General features: G+C 66.3%; 25 protein-coding genes and 1 tRNA gene. 16 read left to right on the forward strand and 10 right to left on the reverse strand.

The features are described from left to right. Positions 1 to 63: 63 nt before the first annotated feature. From J8847_RS12925 to petA, 3 genes are read right to left on the reverse strand one after another with little or no spacing between them, the layout of a single operon-like run. A complete protein-coding gene (locus tag J8847_RS12925; protein ID WP_211525117.1) occupies positions 64 to 825 on the reverse strand; it encodes a cytochrome c1 in 762 nt (253 codons plus the stop codon). A gap of 27 nt (positions 826 to 852) precedes the next feature. Continuing rightward, a complete protein-coding gene (locus J8847_RS12930) occupies positions 853 to 2,262 on the reverse strand; it encodes a cytochrome bc complex cytochrome b subunit (protein WP_211525118.1) in 1,410 nt (469 codons plus the stop codon). Positions 2,263 to 2,264: 2 nt separating this feature from the next. After that, positions 2,265 to 2,879, reverse strand: coding sequence for a ubiquinol-cytochrome c reductase iron-sulfur subunit (gene petA / locus J8847_RS12935; RefSeq protein WP_211525119.1), 615 nt, complete (start codon positions 2,877 to 2,879; stop codon positions 2,265 to 2,267). A 227-nt stretch (positions 2,880 to 3,106) separates the two neighbouring features. Between petA and mscL the strand changes: the two genes are divergently transcribed. The 4 genes from mscL to J8847_RS12955 are packed head-to-tail and all read left to right on the forward strand — an operon-like array spanning position 3,107 to position 5,821. Beyond that, on the forward strand, positions 3,107 to 3,517 hold the full coding sequence (gene mscL, locus J8847_RS12940; protein ID WP_211525120.1) for a large conductance mechanosensitive channel protein MscL: 411 nt from the start codon (positions 3,107 to 3,109) through the stop codon (positions 3,515 to 3,517). Between the two features lie 47 nt (positions 3,518 to 3,564). Next, positions 3,565 to 4,713, forward strand: coding sequence for a Do family serine endopeptidase (locus J8847_RS12945; protein ID WP_211525148.1), 1,149 nt, complete (start codon positions 3,565 to 3,567; stop codon positions 4,711 to 4,713). A 26-nt stretch (positions 4,714 to 4,739) separates the two neighbouring features. After that, entirely contained in the window at positions 4,740 to 5,429 is a 690-nt protein-coding gene (locus J8847_RS12950) for a DUF2461 domain-containing protein (RefSeq protein ID WP_211525121.1), read from the forward strand. Between the two features lie 17 nt (positions 5,430 to 5,446). Further along, the gene (locus J8847_RS12955; RefSeq protein WP_211525122.1) at positions 5,447 to 5,821 is read left to right on the forward strand and encodes a cupin domain-containing protein; all 375 of its coding nucleotides are present in this window, start codon (positions 5,447 to 5,449) and stop codon (positions 5,819 to 5,821) included. Positions 5,822 to 5,974: 153 nt separating this feature from the next. Here J8847_RS12955 and J8847_RS12960 read toward each other — a convergent pair whose 3' ends face one another. The 5 genes from J8847_RS12960 to J8847_RS12980 all read right to left on the reverse strand — a co-directional run bounded on the left by J8847_RS12960 (position 5,975) and on the right by J8847_RS12980 (position 8,848). After that, positions 5,975 to 7,006 carry an NAD(P)H-dependent glycerol-3-phosphate dehydrogenase gene (locus J8847_RS12960; RefSeq protein ID WP_211525123.1) on the reverse strand — a complete coding sequence of 344 codons (1,032 nt, stop codon included), beginning with the start codon at positions 7,004 to 7,006 and terminating at the stop codon, positions 5,975 to 5,977. A 14-nt stretch (positions 7,007 to 7,020) separates the two neighbouring features. After that, positions 7,021 to 7,434: an SH3 domain-containing protein gene (locus J8847_RS12965; protein ID WP_229512783.1), complete on the reverse strand. Its 414-nt coding sequence runs from the start codon at positions 7,432 to 7,434 to the stop codon at positions 7,021 to 7,023. Positions 7,435 to 7,534: 100 nt separating this feature from the next. Continuing rightward, positions 7,535 to 7,993, reverse strand: coding sequence for a protein-export chaperone SecB (gene secB / locus J8847_RS12970; RefSeq protein ID WP_211525125.1), 459 nt, complete (start codon positions 7,991 to 7,993; stop codon positions 7,535 to 7,537). A gap of 168 nt (positions 7,994 to 8,161) precedes the next feature. After that, positions 8,162 to 8,425 carry a glutaredoxin 3 gene (gene grxC / locus J8847_RS12975; protein ID WP_211525126.1) on the reverse strand — a complete coding sequence of 88 codons (264 nt, stop codon included), beginning with the start codon at positions 8,423 to 8,425 and terminating at the stop codon, positions 8,162 to 8,164. Between the two features lie 21 nt (positions 8,426 to 8,446). Continuing rightward, on the reverse strand, positions 8,447 to 8,848 hold the full coding sequence (locus J8847_RS12980; RefSeq protein WP_211525127.1) for a rhodanese-like domain-containing protein: 402 nt from the start codon (positions 8,846 to 8,848) through the stop codon (positions 8,447 to 8,449). An 88-nt stretch (positions 8,849 to 8,936) separates the two neighbouring features. Between J8847_RS12980 and gpmA the strand changes: the two genes are divergently transcribed. The 11 genes from gpmA to gspM all read left to right on the forward strand — a co-directional run bounded on the left by gpmA (position 8,937) and on the right by gspM (position 18,404). Continuing rightward, positions 8,937 to 9,683 carry a 2,3-diphosphoglycerate-dependent phosphoglycerate mutase gene (gene gpmA / locus J8847_RS12985; RefSeq protein ID WP_211525128.1) on the forward strand — a complete coding sequence of 249 codons (747 nt, stop codon included), beginning with the start codon at positions 8,937 to 8,939 and terminating at the stop codon, positions 9,681 to 9,683. A gap of 10 nt (positions 9,684 to 9,693) precedes the next feature. Beyond that, positions 9,694 to 11,121, forward strand: a complete 1,428-nt coding sequence (locus J8847_RS12990) for a peptidoglycan DD-metalloendopeptidase family protein (RefSeq protein WP_211525129.1) — start codon at positions 9,694 to 9,696, stop codon at positions 11,119 to 11,121. A gap of 8 nt (positions 11,122 to 11,129) precedes the next feature. Continuing rightward, positions 11,130 to 12,611 carry a S41 family peptidase gene (locus tag J8847_RS12995; protein WP_211525130.1) on the forward strand — a complete coding sequence of 494 codons (1,482 nt, stop codon included), beginning with the start codon at positions 11,130 to 11,132 and terminating at the stop codon, positions 12,609 to 12,611. Positions 12,612 to 12,770: 159 nt separating this feature from the next. Continuing rightward, complete coding sequence (locus J8847_RS13000; protein WP_211525131.1) at positions 12,771 to 13,523, forward strand: HesA/MoeB/ThiF family protein; 753 nt, start codon at positions 12,771 to 12,773, stop codon at positions 13,521 to 13,523. Positions 13,524 to 13,688: 165 nt separating this feature from the next. After that, entirely contained in the window at positions 13,689 to 14,126 is a 438-nt protein-coding gene (gene gspG, locus J8847_RS13005; protein ID WP_211525132.1) for a type II secretion system major pseudopilin GspG, read from the forward strand. A gap of 8 nt (positions 14,127 to 14,134) precedes the next feature. Further along, positions 14,135 to 14,629, forward strand: a complete 495-nt coding sequence (gene gspH / locus J8847_RS13010; protein ID WP_211525133.1) for a type II secretion system minor pseudopilin GspH — start codon at positions 14,135 to 14,137, stop codon at positions 14,627 to 14,629. Then, a complete protein-coding gene (gene gspI, locus J8847_RS13015; RefSeq protein ID WP_211525134.1) occupies positions 14,626 to 15,012 on the forward strand; it encodes a type II secretion system minor pseudopilin GspI in 387 nt (128 codons plus the stop codon). The genes gspH and gspI overlap by 4 nt, the downstream gene beginning before the upstream one ends. Then, positions 15,009 to 15,671, forward strand: coding sequence for a type II secretion system protein J (locus J8847_RS13020; protein ID WP_211525135.1), 663 nt, complete (start codon positions 15,009 to 15,011; stop codon positions 15,669 to 15,671). Before gspI ends, J8847_RS13020 begins: the two co-directional genes overlap by 4 nt. Before the next feature lie 14 nt (positions 15,672 to 15,685). Beyond that, positions 15,686 to 16,660, forward strand: coding sequence for a type II secretion system minor pseudopilin GspK (gspK, locus tag J8847_RS13025; protein WP_229429778.1), 975 nt, complete (start codon positions 15,686 to 15,688; stop codon positions 16,658 to 16,660). Between the two features lie 20 nt (positions 16,661 to 16,680). Then, on the forward strand, positions 16,681 to 17,889 hold the full coding sequence (gene gspL / locus J8847_RS13030) for a type II secretion system protein GspL (RefSeq protein ID WP_211525137.1): 1,209 nt from the start codon (positions 16,681 to 16,683) through the stop codon (positions 17,887 to 17,889). Continuing rightward, positions 17,886 to 18,404, forward strand: coding sequence for a type II secretion system protein GspM (gene gspM / locus J8847_RS13035; protein ID WP_211525138.1), 519 nt, complete (start codon positions 17,886 to 17,888; stop codon positions 18,402 to 18,404). Before gspL ends, gspM begins: the two co-directional genes overlap by 4 nt. Here the strand turns inward: gspM and J8847_RS13040 are convergent. Together J8847_RS13040 and J8847_RS13045 are read right to left on the reverse strand one after the other, a co-directional pair. Beyond that, the gene (locus J8847_RS13040) at positions 18,364 to 18,918 is read right to left on the reverse strand and encodes a hypothetical protein (RefSeq protein ID WP_211525139.1); all 555 of its coding nucleotides are present in this window, start codon (positions 18,916 to 18,918) and stop codon (positions 18,364 to 18,366) included. The genes gspM and J8847_RS13040 overlap by 41 nt on opposite strands. Positions 18,919 to 18,961: 43 nt before the next feature. After that, a tRNA-OTHER gene (locus tag J8847_RS13045) sits at positions 18,962 to 19,077 on the reverse strand. A gap of 96 nt (positions 19,078 to 19,173) precedes the next feature. On the opposite strand from J8847_RS13045, the gene gspD reads away from it, so the two are divergent. Then, positions 19,174 to 21,307 (forward strand): type II secretion system secretin GspD (gene gspD / locus J8847_RS13050; protein WP_211525140.1); only part of this gene is annotated, 2,134 nt, incomplete at its 3' end.

Here is a 21,307-nt window from a genome sequence, read left to right on the forward strand (position 1 = left end):
GCAAAGCGTCTCACCCCGAAAAATGATTGCCCGTATTATAGCCAACCGGGCAATGAAAGCGAATTACTTCACTTCTTTCCAGTACGATGCCTTCAAACGCCAGGCCAGGAAAGCGAAGACCGACATGAACAGCAGCACGATCACGCCCAGGCGTTTGCGCTGTTCCTGGGCCGGTTCGGCCATCCAGCCCAGGTAGGCCACCAGGTCGGCGGTCGCGGCGTCGAAGTCGCGCTTGTTCAGCTCGCCCGGCGCCACCTGCTCGAAGCCCGCGAACTTGTGGATCGTCTTGCTGTGATCATGCGGGTCTTTTTCTTCGACGAACTTGGCCGTGCGCACACCTTGGAGTTGCCACATCGCATGCGGCATCGCCACGTTCGGCACCACCATGTTGTTCCAGCCGGTCGGGCGGGTGTCGTCCCTGTAGAAGGTGCGGAGGTAGGTGTACAGGTAGTCGGCGCCCGTGCCGGCCGGCGAGGACTTGGCGCGCGCGATCACCGACAGGTCCGGCGGCACCGCGCCGAACCAGGCTTTCGCATCGTCCGGACGCATCGCCGTCGTCATCATGCCGCCCACCTTGTCCTGCGAGAACAGCAGGTTGTTCTTGATCTGCTCTTCGCTCAGGCCCAGGTCGCGCAGGCGGTTGTAGCGCATCGCCGAGGCCGAGTGGCAGTTCAGGCAGTAGTTGATAAACAGCTTGGCGCCGTTCTGCAGCGAGGCCAGGTCGTGTCGCTCAGGCGCGCGTTCCAGCGGGAAGCCGCCTTCCGCGGCGAATACCAGTCCCGGCACCAGGGCCAGGACCGCCATCATTTTCTTCGCAAATTTCATGTGATGTCCTTGTGCTCTTGATGTCGATCAGTGCGCTTCATAGGTGAGGCGGGTAGGCACCGGCTTGAAAGCGCCCATGGTGCTCCACCAGGGCATCAGCAGGAAGAACGCAAAGTAGGCCAGCGTGCAGATCTGCGAGATGAGCGTGAAGGCCGGGGTCGGCAGCTGGGTGCCGAGGTAGCCCAGGGTCACGAAGACGATCGCGAAGATCACGTACAGGGTGCTGTGCCAGCTCGGGCGGTAGCGCAGCGACTTGGCCGGCGAGTGGTCGAGCCACGGCAGGAAGGCCAGGATCACGACCGAGGAACCGAACAGCACCACGCCCCAGAACTTCGCTTCCAGCACCTGCGGGAGCATGCCGATGATCAGCACCAGGCCGATCACGGCGATGGCGATCTTGGTGCGGTAGGCCAGGCGCGACTTGAGCCAGATGAACACGACGTAGGCGGCGATCGCGGCCATCAGGACGTACATGAAGTCGGCGGTCGTGGCGCGCAGCACCGAGTAGAACGGCGTGAAGTACCAGGTCGGCGCGATGTGCGGCGGGGTCTTCATCGAGTCGGCCGGCAGGAAGTTGTTGTATTCCAGGAAGTAGCCGCCCATTTCAGGCGCGAAGAACACCACGGCCGAGAACAGCAGCAGGAATACCGACACGCCGTAGATGTCCTTGACGGTGTAGTAGGGGTGCGACGGGATCGCGTCCACCGGATGGCCGTCCGGGCCCAGGTTTTCCTTCACTTCGATACCGTCCGGGTTGTTCGAGCCGACTTCGTGCAGCGCGATCAGGTGGGCGGCCACCAGGCCCAGCAGCACCAGCGGCAGGGCGATGACGTGGAAGGCGAAGAAGCGGTTCAGGGTCGCATCCGAGACCACGTAGTCGCCGCGGATCCACAGCGACAGGTCCGGGCCGATGACCGGGATCGCACCGAACAGGTTGACGATCACCTGGGCGCCCCAGTACGACATCTGACCCCATGGGAGCAGGTAGCCGAAGAAGGCTTCCGCCATCAGGCACAGGAAGATCGCGAAGCCGAACAGCCAGATCAGTTCGCGCGGCTTGCGGTAGGAACCGTACATCAGGGCGCGCGCCATGTGCAGGTAGACCACGATGAAGAAGGCCGAGGCGCCGGTCGAGTGCATGTAGCGCACCAGCCAGCCCCAAGGGACTTCACGCATGATGTATTCGACCGAGCCGAACGCCAGGTTGGCGTCGGGCTTGTAGTGCATGGTCAGGAAGATGCCGGTGACGATCTGCAGCACCAGCACCAGCATGGCCAGCGAGCCGAACAGATACCAGGTATTGAAATTCTTGGGGGCGTAGTACTTGCCCCACTGGTCGTTCCACAGCTTCGACAGCGGGAAGCGGTCGTCCACCCAGGCCAGCGCCTTGTGACCGGCCGGTGCGTTTGCGGGAAGCTTTGTCTCCTTGAATGCCATTTTTATGCCTCGCCTTTCTCGTCTTTGCCGATGATCAGCTTGTTATCGGAGAGGTACATGTACGGCGGCACGTCCATGTTGGTCGGCGCCGGCTTGTTCTGGAACACGCGTGCCGACAGGTCGAAGGTCGAACCGTGGCAGGGGCAGAGGAAGCCGCCAGGCCAGTCGTCCGGCAGGTTCGGCTGCGGGCCGGAGGCCAGGCGCGACGAGGGCGAGCAGCCCAGGTGCGAGCAGATGCCCACGGTCACCAGCACTTCCTTGTGCTCGGCGCGCGAGCGGTGGGAATTCTTGGCGTATTCCGGCATCGGCAGCTGGAACACTTTGTCGGAGGCCGGATCGGCGAGCTCGCCTTCGACCTTGGTCAGGGTGGCCATCATTTCCGGAGTGCGGCGCAGGATCCAGACCGGCTTGCCGCGCCATTCGACCACCTTCATTTCACCCGGCTTGACGTCGGAAATATCGACTTCGACCGGCGCACCCGCCGCTTTCGCGCGTTCGGATGGCTGGAAGGTGCTCACCAGGGCTCCCGCCGTGGATACACCAACTACGCCGCCAGCCGCACATGTGGCGACCAGCAAACCTCGGCGGCCTGAATCGACCTGCTTCTCATTACTCATACCAACCCCACTCCGTGAAAATACGAAACTAAAGAATCAATAAAGAGCTTCCAGCAACACAAAATTATATGTGAATGGCAATACCGATTGGAAAAAAATTATCAACGGTACACAGTTTCACGAAACGCCCGTGCCAGCCGCACTATGACAACGGGGCATGACATCCGTTCGTCAAATGCATGCGGTATGATGGAAACGCTTGTCCCAACAACAATAAGGAGCCTCCAATGTCGATGCTGAAAGAGTTCAAGACGTTTGCAATGCGCGGTAATGTGGTCGACCTGGCCGTCGGTGTGATCATCGGCGCGGCCTTCAGCAAGATCGTCGATTCGCTGGTGCAGGACATCATCATGCCACCGATCAGCAAGCTGTTCGGCGGCCTCGATTTCGCCAGTTACTACCTTCCGCTCAATGGACAAGCCTATAACTTACCACTGGCCGAGGCCAAGAAGGCAGGTGCAGTGTTGGCTTATGGTAACTTCCTGACTATATTGCTCAACTTTATCATCCTGGCCTTCGTCATCTTCCAGATGATCAAGATGATCAACCGCCTGCGCGGCCCGGTCACGCCGGAAGCGGCGGCAGTCGCGGAAGAAGTCGTGCTGCTGCGCGAGATCCGCGATTCCCTGAAGCGCTAGCGAGCATGAAAGACGGCGACTTCCCGGTAGTAGAGCAACCCGGCGCCCTGAAGCGCCTGTGGATGCTGTTCGCCCAGGCGGTCACCGTCGCGCTCGCTGTCTATGTCGTCGTGGCCGCCCTCAAGCCCGAATGGCTGGAGGGCAAGCCCGAGCAGGTCAGCGTCGGCAGTCCCGGAAACTCTGTGCCCATGCTGCAGGCGCCGCCGCGCGCGCCGGGCGGCAGCTACCGCGACGCCGCGGCCCGGGCCATGCCCACCGTGGTCAATATCTTCACCAGCAAGGCCACGCGCCAGACCCATCCGCTGCTGAAGGATCCCTTCTTCCGCCGCTTCTTCGGCGACCGCATGCCGCCCGAAGAGCAGCTGGCCAGCCTCGGCTCGGGGGTGATCGTCAGCGCCGACGGCACCATCCTGACCAATAACCACGTGGTGGAAGGCGCCGACGCCATCGAAGTGGGCCTGGCGGACGGCCGCAAGGTGGCCGCGCGCATCGTCGGCCTGGATCCGGAAACCGACCTGGCCGTGATCCGCATCGCCGCGCGCGACCTGCCGGTGATGGTGCTGGGCGACCCCGAGCAGGCGCGCGTGGGCGATGTGGTGCTGGCGATCGGCAACCCGTTCGGGGTAGGCCAGACCGTCACCTTGGGCATCATTTCGGCGCTGGGGCGCAACAACCTGCACATCAACCACTTCGAGAACTTCATCCAGACCGACGCCGCGATCAACTTCGGCAACTCGGGCGGGGCCCTGGTCGACACCAATGGCCACCTGCTGGGCATCAATTCCGCGATCTATTCGCAGACCGGCGGCTCGGTCGGCATCGGCTTCGCCATTCCCGTCTCCACCGCCAAGACCGTGCTCGATTCCATCGTCAAGCATGGCCAGGTGGTGCGCGGCTGGATCGGCATCGAGTCGCAGGACATCACGCCCGAGCTGGCCGACAGCTTCGGCCTGGCGCGCTCGAGCGGCGCGATCATCGCCGGCGTGGTGCGCGGCGGGCCGGCCGACCGCGCCGGCATCCGCCCGGGCGACATCCTGGTGGCGGTGGGCGGCAAGAAGGTGGGATCGACCAACGACATGCTCAACCTGATCGCCCAGCTCGAGCCCGGCAGCAAGGCCCAGATGACCATCCTGCGCAAGAGCCGCGAGGCCACGCTCGGCGTGACGGTGGGCCGCCGCCCGCGCCAGATTCCCTAAATCCCTTTCCTTTTGTTGGACCCTCCATGCATCTGCGTGACCTGACGCAATACCTGAACGAACTCAGCGAAAACAACAACCGCCCCTGGTTCCTGTGGAACAAGCCGCGCTATGACATCCTGCGCACCGAATTCGTCGAGATGGTGGCCGAACTGATCCGTGAGATGGCGAAGTTCGACAAGGCGATCGCCGCCTGCGATCCGAAGAAGGCGGTGTTCCGCTTCCAGCGCGATACCCGCTTCGCCAAGGACAAGACGCCGTATAAAACCCATTTCGCGGCCGGGATCGCGCCCAACAACAAGCGCAAGCCGAGCGATGGCGCCGGCCCGACCTATTACTTCCACATCGAGCGCAACGGCAAGCTGCTGTTCGGCGCGGGCGAATACATCCCGCCGGCGGCGCGCCTGAAGGCGATCCGCGAGCACGTGGTCAACGATGCGCCGGGTTTCGCCAAAATGTTGAAGAATAAGCATCTCCGCGCCACCTATGGCGACTTGCGCCATGACGAGGGCAAGCTGCAGCGGCCGCCGAAGGGTTTCGATCCGGATCACCCGCTGATCGACTACCTCAAGCTCAAGAGCTTCTTCGTGTGGATCGAGGTGGACCTTGCCCTGAACGAACCGGACAAGCTGGTGCCGCAGCTGGCAAGCGGATTCAAGGATGCCTTCGCGCTGGTGACCTGGCTGCGCGGAGTGCCGGAGTACGTCGAAGAGTAATCTGGAAGGAGGGCGACATGGCCTTGCAACACGCAGTATCGGGGGAACGCATCGTATTGCAGCGCGGAGACGACGACATCGCCCATTTCACGTCCGTGGCCCTGGTCAAGACCGAGCACATGGAACTGATGCGCCTGGTGGTGCCGAAGGAGCGGCCGATTCCCGAGCACCGCGTGGAAGGAGAGGTGACCATCCTGTGCCTGGAAGGCGAGATGGCGATCGATGCGCATGGACGCACGACGACCCTCAAGCCGAACGAGATGGTGTACCTGGCGGGAGGGGAGCCGCATACCATCCGCGCGCTGAAGGATGCGGTGGCGCTCATGACCATCCTGATGGGGCCGGTAAGGACGGGTGGGCCGACCAATGATCCGCGGGGAGCGGCGAGCTGAAACCTTGGTGGTGCGCTGAGAAACTTGGGTTCCGGCCTGCGCCGGAACGACGTTCTTAGGCTACTTGCCGCAATAAGCAGCACCACTGCTCTCAGCACGTCGTTCCGGCGAAGGCCGGAACCCAAGTTTGCATGAGCAGCCACGAACTCCGAATCAGGCCAGCTCGACCCTCGGATCCCTCGCCAGCAAGCGTTGCGCCATCTCGGTCGCCGCGACGCCATCGAACAGCACCCCCGCCACCGCCTCGGTAATCGGCATCTCCACCCCCATCCTGCGCGCCAGTTCGCGCACAGCCTTCGCACACGGCACGCCTTCCGCCACATGCCCCAGCTCGGCCACGATGGTGTCGAGCGCCTTGCCCTGCGCCAGCGCCAGGCCCACGCGCCGGTTGCGCGACAGGTCGCCGGTGCAGGTCAGGATCAGGTCGCCCATGCCGGTGAGCCCCATGAAGGTCCCCGGCTGCGCCCCCAGCGCCAGGCCCAGGCGGGTGATCTCCGCCAGCCCGCGGGTGATCAGCGCCGCGCGCGCGTTCAGCCCCATGCCCAGCCCGTCGGCCGTGCCGGTGGCGATCGCCATCACGTTCTTGACCGCGCCGCCCACCTCGACGCCGACCAGGTCGTCGCAGGCATAGACGCGCAGGTTACCGCCGTGCACTGCCGCCACCACGCGCTCGCGCAGCTCGGCCGACTCCGAGGCCACCGACAGCGCGCACGGCAGCCCGCGCGCCACTTCCTGGGCGAACGAGGGCCCCGACAGCGCCGCGCCCGGCACAGCATCGCCCAGCACCTCGGCCATCACCTGGTGCGGCAGCAGGCCGGTATTGGCCTCGAAACCCTTGCACAGCCAGACCACGTTCGGAATCTTGCGGCCGCGCAGCTGCTCCAGCAGCGGGCGCAGGCCGGCCACTGGGCAGGCCGCGATCAAGAGCGGCGCTTCCTCGGGGCGGGCGTCCATGACATGCGCCAGGGCCGCCTCGAAGTCGCTGCCCACGCGCAGGGAGGCCGGCAGCGGATGGCCCGGCAGGTAGGCCAGGTTCTCGCGCGCCGCTTCGGTCTCGCTCATCTGCTGCGGGTTGCGGCCCCACAGCAGCACGTCGTGGCGGGCGGCGAGGGCGATCGCGACCGCGGTGCCCCAGGCGCCGGCGCCGAGGATGGTGATCTTGGAGGGTTGTTTGTCGTGTTGCATGGGATAGGTAGGAATCACAGGCCCCAGATGTCGGAAGCCTTGATGTAGCCGGTCAGGCCGTCGCGGTGGCGCACGCGCACCCAGGTGACGGCGTTCGGATCGACCAGTTCGAGCAGCACACCCTTGTCCGCGGTCATCAGGACCGGGGAGGTGTCGCTGGGCTCGCTGAAAACTTTTGCGCCGGGCACGCGCACCAGCACGTTGCGGCGCGCGGACAAGGCCTTGGCCTGGGTCCAGGCCACGTCGCCGTTCATGTCGCGCACCTTGACCCACTCGCCATAGCTGAGCATGACCTGCACCGGCATGCCGGCGGGCGCCACGTACAGCTTGTTGCCCTTGGCGGAAGGGGTGTCGTACAGGATGGCCATGGGCTGGCCGACGGTCTTGAAATCGAAGGCGAACGCGCTCGAGGCTGCCATGAGGAGCATGCCTGCAAGAAGTCGGGAAAGGATCATGACGGGCCTGGACGAAACCAACGCCGTGAGGCAGGAACAGGCGCCGCCCAAGCGGCGCCCGCGGGAGAACAGCTTATTGTGCCGGTGCGGCGGCAGCCTGGGCCATGGCGGCCTGGCGCTGCTGGTAGAAGGCTTCGAAGTTGATCTCGGCCAGGTGGACCGGCGGGAAGCCGGCGCGGCTGATCACGTCGGCGATGTTGGCGCGCAGGTACGGGTAGATGATGTTCGGGCAGCCGATGCCCAGCAGCGGATCCATCTGCTCGGCCGGGATGTTGCGGGCTTCGAAGATGCCAGCCTGCTTGCCTTCGACCAGGAAGGCGACCTTGTCCTTGACCTTGGCGGTGACGGTGATGGTCACGGTCGATTCGTAGATGCCTTCGGCGATGCTTTCCGCGCCGACGTCCAGCGAGACTTCGATGCTCGGCGCTTCCTGTTCCAGGAAGATCGACGGCGAATTCGGTTGCTCCAGCGACATGTCTTTCAGGTAGACGCGTTGGATTTGGAATACTGGTTGCAGGTTTTCGTCAGACATGGAACGCTTTCTTTAAATTGTGGAGAACGGCTGTCCGTTCAGGGTGCATTGGTCAAACGCGATCACAATTGTATCAAAATCAATTTGGATGCAATAGCGCTTTGCCGGGCCGTTGTAAACCTGTCATGCACCCGCCGTTTGGACGGCGCAGAGCCGTCCAAACCAGGCTTATTCGCCTTTCAGCAGCGGATCCAGGCGGCCGGCCTGGTCGAGCGCGTACAGGTCGTCGAAGCCGCCCACATGGGTTTCGCCCACGTAGATCTGCGGCACGGTGCGGCGGCCCGTGCGCTGCATCATGATCTGGCGCTGCTCCGGATCGAGGTCGACGCGGATGCGTTCGATGTCGGTCACGCCCTTGGCTTCGAGCAGGCGCTCGGCGCGGACGCAATAGGGGCAGGCGGCGGTGTGGTAGAGGACGACGTGTGCGGTCATGATGCTTCCTTCCTGAAAGGTTTATTTGGTCAGCGGCAAGCCGGCTGCGGTCCACGCCGCCAGGCCGCCCTCGAGCGCGTGCGCGTCCTCGAAGCCGGCCGCCTGCAGCTGGCGCGCCGCCTTGTCGGCACGGGCGCCGTTCTGGTCCACGATGACGACGGTGCGGCCCTTGGACTTGTCCAGCTCGCCGAGTCGATTGGCCAAGTCTGCCAGCGGAACATGTTTCGCGTCGCGCACGTGGCCGGCCGCGAATTCGTCGGCGCTGCGCACGTCCAGCACGAGGGTCTTGCCGCGGTTAATCATCTGCGTGGCCTGCAGCGGCGACACGCGTTTGCCGCGCGGCGCCAGGGCCGGCCAGAGCAGGGCGCCGCCCGAAATCACGGCGATTGCTACGACGAAGATATTATCGAGAATGAATTTCACAAGGCATCCAATGGTTGAACTGAATCGGGGCATTATAAAATAGAAGCCGAACCAGCCATCCAACCACTCTTTTTTTGAAGATCAGCTTATGTACAAAATCGTATTCATGCGCCATGGCGAATCCACCTGGAACCTGGAAAACCGCTTCACCGGCTGGACCGACGTCGACCTGACCGAGAAAGGTGTTGCCGAGGCGAAAGCCGCCGGCCGCGTCCTCAAGGAAGCCGGTTTCAGCTTCGATGTCGCCTACACCTCGGTGCTCAAGCGCGCCATCCGCACCCTGTGGCTGGCCCTGGACGAGATGGACATGATGTACCTGCCGATCAAGAACGACTGGCGCCTGAACGAACGCCACTATGGCGCCCTGCAGGGCCTGGACAAGGCCGAGACCGCCGCCAAGTTCGGCGACGAGCAGGTGCTGGTCTGGCGCCGCAGCTACGACACCCCGCCGCCGGCCCTGGAAGCGGGCGACGAGCGCACCTCCTTCGGCGACCCGCGCTACGCCGGCCTGGACAAGGCCCAGATCCCGCTGACCGAATGCCTGAAGGACACCGTGGCGCGCGTGATGCCGGCCTGGGACGAGGAAATCGCCCCGCAGATCCGCGCCGGGAAGAACATCCTGATCTCGGCCCACGGCAACAGCCTGCGCGCCATCATCAAGATGCTGGACAACATCAGCGACACCGACATCGTCGGCCTGAACATCCCGAACGGCCAGCCGCTGGTGTATGAGCTGGACGCCGACCTGAAGCCGATCAAGCACTACTACCTGGGCGACCAGGAAGCGATCGCCGCCGCCATGGCGGCCGTGGCCAACCAAGGGAAGGCGAAGTAAGGTCTTGCGTTTGCCAATCACGAAGTTCCTCGGGAGCGCGCTGCTGTGCGCGCTCCTGGGTATCGCTCTGTCTCCCGACGCCCTGGCCCAGCGCCAGACCGAACGCAGCCGCCAGAAGGCGGCCGCGGAAAAGCAGCGCGCCGGCATCAAGCAGAAGCTCGAGGCGATCAAGCGCGAGATCAGCCGTACCGAGGACGCCAGGGAAGACGCCGCCGACACCCTGGCGGAATCGGAAGACGCGATCTCGGACGCCAACCGCGCCCTGCGCGACCTGGCGACGGAACAGGTCGAGACCAATACGCGCCTGGAAGACATCGCGGCCGAGCAGGAACGTCTCGCCCGAACAATTGTTGTTCAGAAGAAGCAATTGTCCAGGCTGCTGCGCGAGCACTACGTGGCTGGCAACGAAGACCGGATCAAGCTGCTGCTGTCCGGCGACAATCCGAACCGCATCGCACGCGACCTGCAGCTGATGGGCTATGTATCCCAGGCCCAGGCGCGCCTGCTGGGCTCGCTGCGCGCGAACCTGGCCCAGGTCGAGGCCAACCTCGACAAGGTCGAGAACGCCAAGCAGGAGCTGGAAGAAATCGCGCAAGAGCAGCGCGACCAGAAGGAACGGCTGGAAAAGGAAAAGGCGCGCCGCGCCGCGCTGCTGCAGAATCTGTCGAGCCGCCTGGCCGACCAGCGCAAGCAGGCCGACCGCCTGGAGCGCGACGAACAGCGCATGAGCGGCCTGGTCGACCGCCTGAGCCGCCTGATCCGCGAGCAGGCCGAGGCCGAGCAGCGCCGCCAGGCCGCGCTCGCCGCCGCCAGGGCGAAAGCCGAAGCCGAGGAAAAGGCGCGGGCCCTGGCGCGCGCCAAGTCCGCGGCCGAGAAGGCCGAACGCGAACGGCTCGCACGCGAAGAGGCGAAGAACGGCGCCAAACCGGCCACGAAACCGGAACCCGAACCGCCGAAAGTGGCCGAGCAGCCCAAGCCGGCGGACACCAGGCCGTCCACCCCGCCGCCGCCCGAAGTGAGCCTGGCGCCCGCGGCCCCGGCCGGCGCCTTCGCCTCGCTGCGCGGACGCCTGGGCGCGCCGGTGAGCGGCAGCGTGGCGGCGCGCTTCGGCTCGCGCCGCGGCGAAGGACCGACCTGGAAGGGCATGTTCATCAGGGCCGCCGAAGGCGCCGAGGTGCGCGCCGTGGCCCAGGGCCGGGTCGTGTATTCCGACTGGATGCGCGGCTTCGGCAACCTGATCATCATCGACCACGGCGGCGAGTACCTGTCGATCTACGGAAACAACCAATCCCTCCTGAAACGCGCCGGCGACATGGTGCGTCCTGGCGAGGCCATCGCGAGCGCGGGCAATACCGGCGGTAACGAGGAATCGGGGCTATACTTTGAGCTCAGGCATCGCGGCAAGGCCTTCGATCCGGCAAGCTGGGTCAAATTCTAGGGGCAAACATGGGCAAGAGAGCTAAGAATTTCGGGCTGATCGGACTGGGCATGGTGGCCGGCGTGGCCGCTTCCTTCCAGTTCTCGGCCTATGCGCAAAAGAACGGCGCGCCGCTGCCGCTCGACGAGCTGCGCCAACTGGCCGACGTCTACGGCCTGATCAAGACCGACTACGTCGAGCCGGTCGAGGACAAGAAGCTGCTGTCCGAAGCCATCGGCGGCATGGTCGCCTCGCTCGACCCGCACTCGGTCTACCTCGACCAGAAATCCTTCCGCGAGATGCGCGAAAGCGTGCAGGGCAAGTTCGTCGGGGTCGGCGTCGAGATCGCCAGCGAGGACGGCTACATCAAGATCGTGTCCCCGATCGAGGACACCCCGGCGCACAAGGCCGGCATCAAGGCGGGCGACCTGATCACCCGCATCGACAACGTCCCGGTGCGCAACATGAACGTCGACGAGGCGATCAAGCGCATGCGCGGCAAGGTCGGCAGCAAGGTCACGCTCACCATCGCCCGCCCCGGCGAGGACCAGCCCTGGGTGGTGCCGGTCGCCCGCGAACAGATCAATGTCCAGAGCGTCAAGGCCAAGCTGGTCGAGCCCGGCTACGCCTGGGTGCGCGTGAGCCAGTTCCAGGAAAACACGCTGGAAGAACTGGCCAAGAAGACCAAGGCCTTGTACGCCGAGAATCCGGAGATCAAGGGCCTGGTGCTGGACCTGCGCAACGACCCGGGCGGCCTGCTGCCGGGCGCGATCGGCGTGTCGGCGGCCTTCCTGCCCAAGCCGGACCAGGTGATCGTCTCGACCAAGGGCCAGCTGCCCGATTCCAACACGGCCTATTACGGCCGGCGCGAATTCTATGCCCAGCGCGGCGATCCGCTGGCCGGCCTGCCGGCCGGGCTCAAGACGGTGCCGATGGTAGTGCTGGTGAACGGCGGCTCGGCCTCGGCCTCCGAGATCGTGGCCGGCGCCCTGCAGGACTACAAGCGCGCCATCGTGCTGGGCAGCCAGACCTTCGGCAAGGGCTCGGTGCAGACCCTGCGCCAGCTGTCGGCCGACACCGCGATCAAGCTGACCACGGCGCGCTACTACACGCCCAAGGGCCGTCCGATCCAGGCGACCGGCATCGTGCCCGACCTGCGCGTGCACGAGACCGCCGAGGGCGACATGCTGAACGCCTTGCGGGTGCGCGAGGCGGACCTGCAGCGCCACCTGGCGGCCGAGAACGAGAAGAAGGAAAAGGGCGCCGCCGCCAAGACCGCCGCGAACGACAGCCTGGAACAGCAGAAGCGTGCGCTGGCCCTGCTGAAGGACCGCAAGCCGCTCGAGTTCGGCAGCAAGGACGATTTCCAGCTGGCGCAGGCGATCAACCACTTCAAGGGCTTGCCGGTGCAGCTGGCCAAGACCGAGGACAACCGCGGCAAGCCGGCGCCGCAGCCGCTGCCGGGGGCGGAGCACAAGCCGCCGGAGATCAAGGCGCCGCCTAAAAAATAACAGCGCTGCGCGAAGGTAAGGAAACTTGGGTCCCCGCCTGCGCGGGGACGACGTGCATGGAGCAGTGGTGATGTTTGACCCTACCACTACCCTTGAGACCGTCGTCCCCGCGAAGGCGGGGACCCAAGTTCATGAGGCACCCATAACCCCATCAGCACCATGAACGACACCCAACTCCTGCGCTACTCCCGCCACATCCTGCTCGACGAGATCGGCATCGAAGGCCAGGAAAAGCTCCTGAACGCGCACGCGGTGCTCATCGGCGCCGGCGGCCTGGGTTCCCCCGCGGCGCTCTACCTGGCGTCCGGCGGCGTCGGCCGCATCACCCTGGTCGACGACGACGAGGTCGACCTGACCAACCTGCAGCGCCAGGTCATGCACACCACCGCCCGCATCGGCCAGCCCAAGGCCGAGTCCGGCCGTGAAGCCCTGCTCGCCATCAACCCGGACATCGAGGTCGTGGCCCTGCGCGAGCGCGCCGGTCCCGAGCGCCTGCGGGAACTTGCTGGCTCCGCCACGGTCGTACTGGACTGCAGCGACAACTTCGCCACCCGCCACGCCGTCAACCGCGCCTGCGTGGCGGCCGGCGTGCCGCTGGTGTCCGGCGCCGTGATCCGCTTCGACGGCCAGCTGTCCGTGTTCGACCCGCGCCGCCCGGGCGCCCCTTGCTACGCCTGCCTGTTCCCCGAAGGCAGCCAGTACGAGGACGTGGCCTGCAGCACCATGGGCGTGTTCGCGCCCCTGGTTGGGGTGATCGGCGCCATGCAGGCGGCCGAGGCCATGAAGCTGGTGGCCGGTATCGGCCAGCCGCTGGCCGGGCGCCTTCTCCTGCTCGACGGCCGGGCCATGGAATGGACCAGCATCGGCATCGCGCGTGATCCGAATTGCCCAGTCTGTTCGACTCATGCCTGAGCGCACGATTTAACGATACAGTGCCGGCGAAGCTGCCTTACAATTGCAGCCCTGAGTTGCTATTCTGGGAACAGTAAGCCCGATCTAAGCAAGCGTGTCATCGTTCGGGCTTATACTGGTCTGCTTCCAACGATTCATAGTAGAAGAACATTTATGCACATTGACATGCAACGCAAGCAGCACCGCGGTCTCCAACGCGGCTTCACCCTGGTCGAGATCATGGTCGTGGTGGTCATCATCGGCATCCTCGGCGCCCTGGTCGTGCCCAAGCTGCTGGGCCGCACCGGCGAGTCGCGCGTGACCGCCGCCAAGGTCGATATCGCCACCATGATGCAGGCGCTCAAGCTCTACAAGCTGGACAACCAGCGCTACCCGACCACCGAGCAAGGCCTGAACGCCCTGATCGCCAAGCCGACCGCCGGTCCGGCCGCCAACGGCTGGAAGGCTGGCGGCTATATCGAGAAGCTGCCGAAGGACCCGTGGGGTAATTCCTACCAGTATCTGTCGCCGGGCATCCATGGCGAGATCGATGTGTTCTCGCTGGGCGCGGACGGCCAGCCGGGCGGCACCGGCGAGGATGCCGACGTCGGTTCCTGGGAGTAAATTTCTTGATGCCGGCCCTGCGACCGCCACAGGCCACGCGCGCGCCGGCTCGAGGCTTCACCCTGGTGGAGCTGCTGGTGGTGCTGGTCATCATCGGTATCACGCTGGGCCTGGCTTCGCTGAACGCCATCCCGAGTCCGCGCCAGGACTTGCAGCAGGAAGCCCAGCGCCTGGCGCTGCTGCTGCAGCTGGCGCGCGACGAAGCCATCGTGCGCAACCGCCTGGTGGCCTTCGAGGCCAATGGCGAGCGCTACCGCTTCATGGTGCGCAACGACACCGGCTGGGAGCCCGTCACCCGCGACGACCTGCTGCGCGAACGCACGTTCAAGAACGCACCCCTGCAGCTGGTGCTGGAGCCGGCCGGCGCCAGCGGCGGCGGCGACCTGCTGCGCATCACCTTCGGGCGCGAACCGGTCGACAAACCCTTCCTGCTGACCATGGCCACGGGCGGCAACACGGTCGCGATCCGTGCCGACGGCGTCGGCCACTTCACGGTCGAATGAGCATGCGGCGACCTTCATCACGCGGATTCACCCTGCTCGAAGTGCTGGTGGCGCTGGTCATCGTCGGCACCGCGCTGTCGGCCGGCCTGCGCGCCGTCGGCAGCCTGACCGCCAACAGCGCCGGCCTGCGCGCCTCGATGATGGCCACCTGGTCGGCCGAGAACCGGCTGGTGCAGATCCGCCTGGGCCGCGAATTTCCCGAAATCGGACGGCGCAGCTTCCCCTGCCCGCAGGGCGACCTGAACCTCATTTGCGAAGAAGAAGTGTTCACCAGCCCGAACCCGCTCTTGCGCCGCATCGAAGTCTCGGTGTTCGACGTCGACAACCCGGGCCGCCGGATTGTCAAACTGGTCCAACTGGTCCTGAGGCCTTCCCCGGTATGACGATTTCCAAGCGCCGCGCAGGCTTTACCCTGGTCGAATTGCTGGTGGCGATCTCGATCCTGGCCATCGTGGCCGTGCTCGGCTGGCGCGGCCTGGACGGCATCGTGCGCGGGCGCATCGTCCTGACCGAGCAGATGGAAACCACGCGCGGCATGCAGCTGGCCTTCGCCCAGATGCAGAGCGACTGCGCGCACCTGGCCGGCGGCGACGTGCTGGGCCGCCGTCCCTACCTGCAATGGGATGCCGACCGCCTGACCCTGGTGCGCAAGGTGTACGTCGAGAACGAGCCTTCGCGCCTGCAGGTCGTGTCCTACCGCGTCGCCGGCGGCCAGCTGCTGCGGCGCGAATCGCCCGGCACGCGCGACCTGGCCCAGCTGGAACAATTGTGGCAATCGATCTCCTCGGATGCGCCGGCCCAGAACTCGCCGCCGGTGGCGCTGCAGAACGGCGTGCTCGGCATGCAGATCCAGGCCTGGCAGAACAATGCGTGGCGCAACGAACCGGCCCAGGTGGTCGGCAACCCGCAGCAGCAACAGCAGCCGCCGCTGGTGCAGGCGCCGACCGGCGCCAGCAACGAGCCGACCGGCGTGCAGGTCGCGCTCAACGTGCGCAACCTGGCCGCGCCAATGATCAAATCCTTCCTGCTGGGAGGCACCTGATGCGCCGGCCCGGCATGCAACGCCAGCGCGGGGTGGCGGTCGTGACCGCGCTGCTCCTGACCACCCTGGCCATCTCCATCGTCGCCAGCCTGTTCTGGCAGCAGCAGGTCCAGGTGCGCTCGATGGAAAACCAGCGCCTGCAATTGCAGACCCAGTGGATCCTGCGCGGCGCCCTCGACTGGTCCAGCGTCGTGCTGCGCCAGAGTAACTATACGGGCGACTACACCTCGCTCGACCAGATCTGGGCCACGCCGCTGGCCGAGACCCGGCTCGACCAGTTCATCGAACGCGAACGCATCGAGGGGGAGAATTTCGAAGCTTCCCTGTCAGGTAACATCATTGACGCCACGTCGCGTTACAATCTTACCAACCTGGCCAGGGACGGCATGGTCGTCCCCGAGCAGCAGTTCATCTTCAACCGCCTGCTGACCAACCTGCGCATCGACGGCAGGCTGGCCGAGCGCGCGGCGAAGATGGTGGCGGCGGGGCAGCCGCCGCCCTTCGTGCCCGAGGGCGAGGGGGGGCAGCAGACCGGGACGCCGCCGGTGCGGCAGCGCTCGAGTGAGATCGCCGGCACGCCGATGCCGCTGCTGCGGGTGGATGACCTGATGAGCCTGCAGGGTTTCACGCCGGAAGTGATGCAGAAGCTGCGGCCTTTCGTGATCGTCCTGCCGGAGCCGACGCCGGTGAACGTGAATACCGCGCCGCCCGAGGTCCTGGCGGCGGTGTTGCCCGAGTATTCGCTGTCGGAAGCGAACGTGCTGGTCGAGCGCAGGAAACGCACGCCCTGGCGCGACATCGAGCAGTTCAAGAGCGAATTGAAAACGACGAACGGGCTGCTCGAGGGCGCGATCGACAAGCAGAGCAAGTATTTCCTGGTACAGAGCCGGATCCGGCTCGACCGGGCGGCATTGAACGCCGAGTCCCTGATCAGCCGTTCGGGGATCATCGGCGGCGGCACCAAGGTGGTCTGGACCCGCCAGAACTAGAAGAAAGAAAGCGAGACAGTTTGACTACTCTTTATATCCGGCATCCGGCCCGGGCGGAAGGCGAGGGCGCGCTGTGCCGCTTCGCCCTCGTCGCCGAGGGCGGCGCCATCGAACAGCAGGGCGAGGGCCCGCTGCGCAACCTGGGCGATGTGGTCGCCGCCAGCCGCCGCGTGGTGCTGGTGCTGGCCGGCGCCGACGTCACCCTGCTGCCGGTCCAGGCGCCGCCTTTGAGCGGCGCGCGCCTGCGCGCCGCGCTGCCCGCCCTGGTCGAAGAACATATCCTGGGCGACCCGCTCGACTGCGTGCTGGTCGCCGCCCCCCAGCTGGCCGACGGCCGCCGCCCGGTGGCGGTGGTGCAGCGCGACTGGCTCGAGCCGCTGGTCAAGATCCTGCTGGTGCAAGGCGCGCGTGCCGTGTCGGCGCTGCCGGCCCAGCTGTGCCTGCCATTGCAGCCGGGCAGCGTCAGCGCCGCCATCGGCAACGGCGAACTGGTGCTGCGCCAGAGCCAGTACGAAGGCCTGGGCCTGGCCATGGACGGCAACCCGCAGGCGATCCTGCAGACCGCACGCGCCCTCTCGGGCGACGCGCCGCTGGTGCTCTACGTGCCGCATGAGCAGCTGGGCGAATACCAGGTGCTGCTGGCCGAAGCCGGCCCCGGCATCAGCCTGGAAAGCGATGCCTGGGCGCACTGGATTGCCGGCGCCAGGAGCGCCACGATGGACCTGGTGCCCGGCCTCGGCGCGGCCGGCGTGGCCCAGCGCGACTGGAGCCGCTGGCGCTGGCCGATCCGGCTGGCCCTGCTGGCCATCCTGGTCAACATCATCGGCCTGAACATCGAATGGCTGCGCCTCAAGCGCGAAGCCGACAGCGTGCGCGCCCAGATCACCCAGACCTTCCGCTCGGTCTATCCGAACACCCCGGCGATCGACCCGGTGGCCCAGATGCGCCAGAACATCGCGCGCGCCAAGGCCGGCAGCGGCCAGATCGCTTCCGACGAATTCCAGTGGCTGGCCGGCGCCGTGGGCGAAGCCATGCGCGGCCTCGGGCGCCAGCCCGGCATCGCATCGATGGAGTTCCGCGAACGCGCGCTGACCGTTCGCGTCAAGCCGGACACCATCGACCCGTCCGTCACTGCCCAGATGAGAACGGCGCTGTCGGCCCGTAACTTGAGCCTGGAGGAAAGTGCTCCGGCTACCTGGATCATCCGCAGCACGGGAGCCACACCATGACCATCGCCGCCCAGATCCTTGCATTGCGCGAGCGCGCGCTGGCCTACTGGCTCGCCCGTACCGACCAGGAGCGCAAGTTCCTCGCCGTAGGGGCGGGCGTGGCCGTGCTGGCCCTGGTCTACCTGCTGTTCATCGACCCGGCCCTGAGCGGGCGCGAGCAGCTGCGCCGTTCGCTGCCCGAGCTGCGCCAGCAGGCCGCCCAGATGCAGACCCTGGCCGCCGAGGCCCAGGCCCTGAACGCCCAGCCGGCGCCGGCCGTGACGCCGATGACGCGCGAAGGCCTGAGCTCGAGCCTGGCCACGCGCGGCCTGACCGCCGCCTCGCTCACCCTGACAGGCGAATTCGCCAAGGTCCAGTTCGACGGCGTGTCCTTCGCCAACCTGGTGGCCTGGATGGACGCCCAGCGGCGCGAGAACCGCGTGCTGGTGCAGGACGCCGTTTTCACCGCGAAAGATCCGGTGGGACAGGTCGACGCTACCCTGACGTTGCGCCAGGGCAGCGCGCCGGCTCCATGAAGCGCGCGCTTGCCTGGGGCGCGCTGGTCGTGCTGGCGGTGCTGGCCACGATCTTCGTGTTCCTGCCCGCCGCCTGGCTCGGCCCCATGGTCGAAAAGCAGACCGGCGGCCGTTTGACTCTGGGGGATGCGCAGGGTACGCTGTGGCGCGGCTCGGCCTTCGTGGGCGGGGCGCCGGGCGAGGGCGGAGCGGTCACGCCGCTGCTGCCGGGACGCTTCGCCTGGTCGCTGTCGCCGCTGGTGCTGTTCGGCCGGGTGCACATGGAACTGGAGAACCCCCAGGCCCTGAGCCGGCCGGTAAGGATAGAAGGGAGCTGGTCGGCATGGCAGGTCAGCCCCGGCGAGCTGCTGCTGCCGGCCGAGGGACTGGCCGGCCTTGGGGCGCCGCTCAACACGCTGGCCCTGAGCGGCGCGATCAAGCTCACCTGGAACAGGCTCGACCTGCTGCGCCAGGAAAACAGGGTGGCGGTGCAGGGCCGCACGGTGCTGTCGCTGGCCGACATGGGCTCGCGCATGTCGCCCGTCAAGCCGCTGGGCAGCTACGAGATGGTGATGGACTGGCGCGGCCCGCAGGCCGATTTGAACCTGCGCACCGTACGCGGCGCTTTGCTGCTGACGGGCTCTGGAATGTTGCAAAATGGACGTCTGCGCTTCTCCGGGCAGGCCACGGCCGCCGACGGCTACGAAGAGACGCTGGGGAACATGTTGAACCTGCTGGGCCAGCGCCGCATGGTGAACGGCAAAAACGTAATCGCACTCGAGTTCAGATAATGAAAACAACTACCCGTACCACCTTCGAGATCCCGGCCCTGCGCCGTCTTGCCGCCGGCGCCATGCTGTGCTGCTTCGCCGCGACCACGGCCGTGCCCCTGCCGGTCCTGGCCCAGGAAAGCGCGAACGCCGCCGCCTTGAGCTTCGTCAATGCCGACATCGAATCGGTGATCAAGGCGATCGGCCACTACACCGGCATGACCTTCATCATCGACCCGCGCGTCAAGGGCACGATCACCTTGCAGTCGGAAAAATCGCTGAGCAAGACCCAGGCCTTCGGCCTGCTGACCTCGGCGCTGCGCCTGCAGGGCTTCGCCGTGGTGACCAGCGGCGACGGCTACGCCAAGGTGGTGCCGGAAGCGGAAGCCAAGCTGCAATCCTCGCCGACCCAGGTCGGCGGCGTGCGCGCCAGCCGCGCCACCGGCGACCAGATAGCGACCCAGGTGTTCTACCTGAACTACGAATCGGCGGCCAACCTCACCGCCGTGCTGCGTCCCCTGATTTCGCCGAACAACTCGATCATGGCGAACCCGGGCAACAACACCCTGGTCGTCACCGACTACGCCGACAACCTGCGCCGCCTGGCCAAGATCATCGCCGCGCTCGACGCGCCGGTGGCCGCCGACCTCGACGTCATCCCGATCCGCAACGCGATCGCCACCGACGTCGCCCAGCTGGTCACGCGCCTGATGGAACCGGCGGCGGGCGGCGATTCCGGCCGCGTCACCGTGCTGGCCGATCCGCGCACCAACTCGGTCGTGATCCGCGCCCCCTCGCAGGCGCGCGCCAACCTGGCCAAGAGCCTGATCGCGCGCCTCGACCAGTCGACTTCGTCGCAGGGCAATATCCACGTCGTCTACCTGAAGAACGCCGACGCCAGCCGCGTCGCCCAGACCCTGCGCGCCGTGGTGTCGCAGGACGCCTCGGCGGTCCCGCAGCAGCAGCAGGGCACCTCGGGCGGCTCGATCCAGGCCGGCGGCCAGGGCGGCGCCGGCGGACTCGGCGGCCAGCAGGGACAGCAGGGCCAGCAGGCCGTGAGCGCGGTTGGCGGCGGCGGCAGCTACGGCCAGCAGGGCCAGCTCGGCGGCGGCGGGGGCGCCGGCGGCGGCACCGGTTCCGGCTTCATCCAGGCCGACGCCTCGACCAACAGCCTGATCATCACCGCGCCGGACGCGGTCTACCGCAACCTGCGCTCCGTCATCGACCAGCTCGACGTGCGCCGCGCCCAGGTCTATATCGAGGCGCTGGTGGTCGAGGTGAACTCGAACAAGGCCTCGGAGTTCGGCGTGCAGTGGGTGGGCGCCACCGGCGACAGCGACAGCAGGTACCGCGTGGGCGGCCTGCAGTCCTTCAACGGCGGCAACCCGACCAACAACATCGTCAACCTGGCCGCAGCCGCCACCCAGGGACTGAGCGGCGACGCGGTGCCGACCCTGCCGGGCGGGCTGTCGATCGGCCTGTTCCGCCAGGTGGGCGGCCAACTCGGCCTGGGCGCCGTGGCGCGCGCCCTTGAAAGCGACGGCAACGCCAACATCTTGTCCACACCGAACATGATCACGCTGGACAACGAACTGGCGTCGATCAAGGTCGGCCAGAACGTGCCGATCATTACCGGCTCGTACGCGACCAACACCACCACCGGCGGCGGCAATCCGTTCCAGACCGTCGACCGCAAGGACGTGGGCCTGCTGCTCAAGGTCCGTCCGCAGATTTCGGAAGGCGGTACGATCAAGATGGCGATCTACCACGAGAACTCGAGCGTGGACAACTCGACCCGCAACCTGGCCTCGGGCCTGACCACCAACGTGCGCGCAATCGAAAGCAACGTGCTGGCCGACGACGGCCAGATCATCGTGCTGGGCGGCCTGATCGAGGATACCGAGGGCGACGGCGAGGAAAAGGTGCGCGGCCTGGGCGACATCCCGGTGATCGGCAACCTGTTCAAGTACCGCACCCGCACCCGGGTCAAGACCAACCTGATGGTCTTCCTGCGCCCGGTCGTGGTGCGCAGCAAGGAAGCCTCGAACTCGCTCGCGATGGACCGCTACGAATACATGCGCGCAGCCGGCGCCGTCGGCCAGCCGGAAAGCTCGCCGCTGCTGCGCGAACTCGGCGCGCCGGTGCTGCCGCCCC

It is taken from the genome of Massilia sp. AB1, assembly GCF_018119385.1.
Taxonomy (GTDB): domain Bacteria; phylum Pseudomonadota; class Gammaproteobacteria; order Burkholderiales; family Burkholderiaceae_D; genus Telluria.